Below are 4,457 nucleotides of genomic sequence, written 5' to 3'. Positions count from 1 at the left end.
TTGGCCGCAGGACTTGCGGTGTCAGTCTGTAGAGCGACCATAAGACCAGAACAGAGTAAATCTGTTAAGGCAGGTGCGGAACCCCGCAAGGGAAAGAAGCAGAAACCCAAATCGTGAGGTTTGGGAATCACCGTCCGTTTACGGCGGTGAGGATGTCAAAACTATCTGAGTATAAATTACTAATCCTAGTCCATACCACATCTAACCTAGGGTTTGCGGCAAAAAGTTTTTCGTGGGGACAGGGTGTGGGGTGTGGGGTGTGGGGTGTGGGGTGTGAGGTTTTACCGGTTTTGAGGTGGCTAATTACCTAATTTTCAGGGAAAAAGTTCCTGAATTTTCCCCCTGATCACTCCCAGTCCGGTACTTTTTGATTGACAAAAAGTCTAAAAGTCTTACCCAAAAAGGTTTTTAGATTTATTCAGCAAGCCCTAATTAAGCCTAACTGTTAATAGCCTAAGGATAGGCACTACCATTAGATTCCATAGGCATCAACCATTGGGAGATAGTTTCTAGTTTTTGACGGATTTGATCGAGTTGATCCTGCACGGGTTGCAGGAAAGTTTCGTACTGTTGTACCTGAGTTTTTAAACGCAATAAGGCCAGATTAGCATCGCGCCATTGTCGCTCCTGTTCTTCAAATTCACGAGTTTTTTGCTCTAAATCCGACCATTGCTCATCAATAGTATCTCTGTTTTTTGGTAAATCCTCTTGTAGTCGCTTGATTTCTGCTGCTAAACGTTGACTTTCTTGGAGATTATTTTGATAACTATCCTCCAAGAGAATTAACAATGGTTCAAAGCTACATTTTTGGGCATCTTCTGGGGATAAAATTCCCTGTCTCCGTTGCAGAATTTTCAGATGTTGAGAGCGAATAGCTTGCCTTTCGTGGAGATTACGTCTTTGTCCGACCAAAGTTGCCGCCAGCATTCCTTTTTTTTCCTGTTCCTCGGCTAATTCTTCTTCTAAATTAGCTCGCTCTGATTCATCTATTGTGGCCATTCTTGCTTCTAATTCTTCCACGGTTTGGCATTGGAGAGTTAATTCTTCCTCTTGGTCGTTGACAAAAATTTCCCAGCGCTTGAGGTCTGTTTGTAAGTTCTTAACTAAGCTCTCCAATTCTTCTAAAGGCATTTTTTCAAGAGCTTCTAGATCGATTTTACCATCCAAATCTAGTTCTTCCCCTTGCAGGAGACGAAGGAGCATTTGTCGAGTAGAATCAGTGGTTTGTAGGGTGAGGTTAAGGCTCTCGAATAATTCCTGTTTTTGACTCAGAACAGTTTCTTGTATTTGTAATTGTATTTTAGCCGTTTCCAAAGCACTGCGACTCGTCTGTAATTCCCTCGCTCTTTGTTCGAGATAATCGAGCATTTCATTGTTGGCGAACTGACGATTTTCTACAGCTTTTTTCTGCTCCTCTAAACTTTGCCAACAACTATTTAAAATTGTCTGTTGTTCCTGCACAGATTCAAGAGTGGAATGGAGAATTTGTGAGGGAGAATTGCCCCGATGATGATTATTAGCTAAACGCTCCGCTAGAGAGCGAATAAATTGTTGTTTTTCTGGGGAAAGATTGGGGGAGGAGTTAAAATTTATTTGTCCTTCTTCCAGGTGTCGCTGTTGCTCGTTTAATTGTTGTTTTAGGGTTTCCAGTTCTTGTCTTTTGCGCTCTAAATACTCGAATTCTGCCTCTATTTGTTCAATTTGCTCGATTCTTGTCTCCATTTCCATTTTCTGGCGGTTGAGAATCTCGCTTTGATAGGTGAGGGATTGTTTCCACTCCTCGATTTTCTCTTGATCTTTCTTGCTGCGCTCCATCAAACGGGCAATCTTTTGCAGTTGCCGCACCATCTCCGCTCCCGCTAATTCCGGGTTTCCTTGCAGTTGACGATTATTGCTCAAATTTACCAAGAGAAGCGCACCTTCACCCAGGGAGTTAGTTTCGTCGTAGGTTAAGATATCTTCCCCCGGTATGGCACTCCACGTCTGATCGTTATGCTGACAGGCCAATAGTTTCAATTCGGTTTTGTAACCACCGATAAAACCTCTAATCTGTTTTTTTACTTCTCCAAGGTATAGCACGAGTAGTCGTCCTCCATAATAAAAGTTTTTTTGACTTCTCCGACCCATAAATGACGGAGAATTCTAAGCGGACTTTGCGTCTTTTTAGCTGACCAGAACTTGAATTTCTGGGGACGAGTCAAAACGCCCCTAGACACTCGACTTAAATTAAAATTAAGTGTTGTGCTTACTTTCCGAATTATGTTAGCTGCCCCATTAGCATCAGCATTAATGTACTGATTTTGAGCAGCCCGATACAATCCTCTTTTTGTTCTCTTTCCTGATGGTTGCCACCCTTCGGTTTTTTTACCAAATTTAGGTAGCGAGTCATTGTCTAAAAAAGAAGCTTTTAATGGATAACTTTCCTCGGTTTCAATAAACTTAATCCCACAATGTTCACACACTTTTCTAATGCGTTCTTTGAGTTTTGCTGTAGGAATTGAAACAAAAGATTGATGATTATTTTGGACTAAATTACATTCTTGTTTTTGTTCTTTATTCCATCCAAAAACAACCACTCCAATTTGATGCTCAATGCAGTAATTAATAACAAGTCTAGCTGCTTTATTAACAGCATCTCTTATTTGTCGATTACGCTTTTCTGTGATTTTAGCGAGTTGGGTTGACCAAAATCCTTGAGGTTTTCCTTCTTTGAGAGTAGCTACCTGTTTGTTGTACCAACGATTAACAGACTTAAGATGTCTTCCATCAATTATAAAGCTAGTACCGAGACTAGAAACTCCTGTTAGCCAATTCTTTAAACCCGGATCTAAACCTAGCACATTATCGGGATTGACCTCAATCTCGACTGGTTTACTCTCATAAACAAACTCAACATAAAAACAATGATTTCTGGGCAGTATTCTTAATTCCTTAATTTCTTGAAACCTCAAATTGGAGGGCATTGGCAAATAGAAGCTATCAAGTCCAAACCATTGCTTAACAGTTTTTCCTAAAGGGATTCTAACTTGATTATCAACCCATTTTAGGGCTTGCTTGGGATAAGTGACAAGGAACAGACCTTCTTTTTTTATGTATTTAAGTAAATGAGGCTTATCTGTTAACTCTCCCTTTCTATATTTCTGGTTTAGCTCTTTAAATGATTTAAAGGACTCAGGAACACTTCTAAGTATTTGCTGTGCTGCCTGAGAGGATAAAACTTGATAGTGTTTGTTGTTTTTATACTCTTTCTCTAAATCAAATTTACCAATAATTTTATCGGTTTTGAAATAAAATTGACGGGCATAATAAATTGCACAGTTAGTCAGTTTATGAGACTCAGCACAAATGAACTCAAGGATAGCCTTTAAATGTTTATCCATGCTCATTAGATTTTGCTGGCATCTATACATTGTATTTTTACCTCCTGATATTATACTAGCATAAATGCACTAGGCTGTTCGTAATTTAAATTACTTGGGCCAGACGAGGCAAGAGGCAACACCCCCCAACCCCCCGACGTGGGTAGGGTCGTTTCATTCTCAAGAAAAAAGGAGAAATACGGCGAGAAACGAAATTTTAGCGACATAAAGACAATAATTGGCGGATTTTGTGCTTATTGTGGTCAATTCCCTTTGTTAAAGAATCATAACCCTCTAACCTGTACAAGGTTAAAACCCATGTCTTTAACAAGGAAATGTTGATGGGGGAAAGTCCCTTTTTCTGGGGACTAAGATCCTCGTTTTGAATCACATCCTTGACCCAATGTAAGCGATTTTCAATTTTCCAATGTCCTCTGATTCCCTGAGCAAGATGAGTAAGGGAAACCAGAAAGCGCAGTGATGAGCTTCGAGAATCCTCACGCCTTTAGGCCCAGGAGTGTCAAATAATTAGCTTATCAGATTTATTATTAGTGACAAGAGGAGGTAATACTAAATCCTGTTTAAAAGGTATAGGACAGTGGGGTGTAGGGTGTGGGGAGAAGGGAGCGCTGGAGCTGCGGAGTGGGGAGCAGGGAGAAACAATTGATAACTTGAGAGTTAATCACACTATTAAAAACGGATTTGGTGTAAGAGAGCGTTTCTCATCTCTCATCAAGATGAAGTATTGTAAAGTTTCAATACAAATATAGTCATATATAGCCAGCCATGGTAATATATATACAGGAAACTATCAGACTAGGCAAAAAAAACAAGAATAAGTTATCGAACGGCTTGGAGGTGGTGGAAACAAGGGAATTTAACAGGCTATCAATTGCCTTCCGGTACAATTATGACAACGGATAACAACCCTTCAAAACCCGACGCTGAGTTAAAAGGCAACGGATAACAATGTTAGTAGCAGAAAGACACATTATCAAGAAAGGACATAGATTTTGGGCGGAGATAGATAATTTATCTTGGCAGTCTAAAAATCTCTACAACTCAGCCAATTATTTAATCCGACAAAACTTCATTTAT

The 4,457-nt window shown here is 39.9% G+C and carries 2 protein-coding genes; both read right to left on the bottom strand.

The annotated features are described in order from the left end of the window. Positions 1–453: 453 nt before the first annotated feature. Entirely contained in the window at positions 454–2,079 is a 1,626-nt protein-coding gene (gene hmpF, locus IM319_RS15235) for a pilus motility taxis protein HmpF (protein WP_287736139.1), read from the bottom strand. Further along, the gene (locus IM319_RS15230; RefSeq protein ID WP_287736137.1) at positions 2,058–3,410 is read right to left on the bottom strand and encodes an RNA-guided endonuclease InsQ/TnpB family protein; all 1,353 of its coding nucleotides are present in this window, start codon (positions 3,408–3,410) and stop codon (positions 2,058–2,060) included. The genes hmpF and IM319_RS15230 overlap by 22 nt, the downstream gene beginning before the upstream one ends. Positions 3,411–4,457: the final 1,047 nt, after the last annotated feature.

The organism is Microcystis sp. M113S1 (assembly GCF_020246945.1).
Lineage (GTDB): Bacteria > Cyanobacteriota > Cyanobacteriia > Cyanobacteriales > Microcystaceae > Microcystis.
This window is presented reverse-complemented; position numbering and strand designations above follow the sequence as displayed.

What these genes read in the sequence shown, in the direction of transcription:
- IM319_RS15230 (WP_287736137.1), bottom strand. Translation starts at nt 3,410, where the DNA reads ATGTATAGATGCCAGCAAAATCTAATGAGCATGGATAAACATTTAAAG.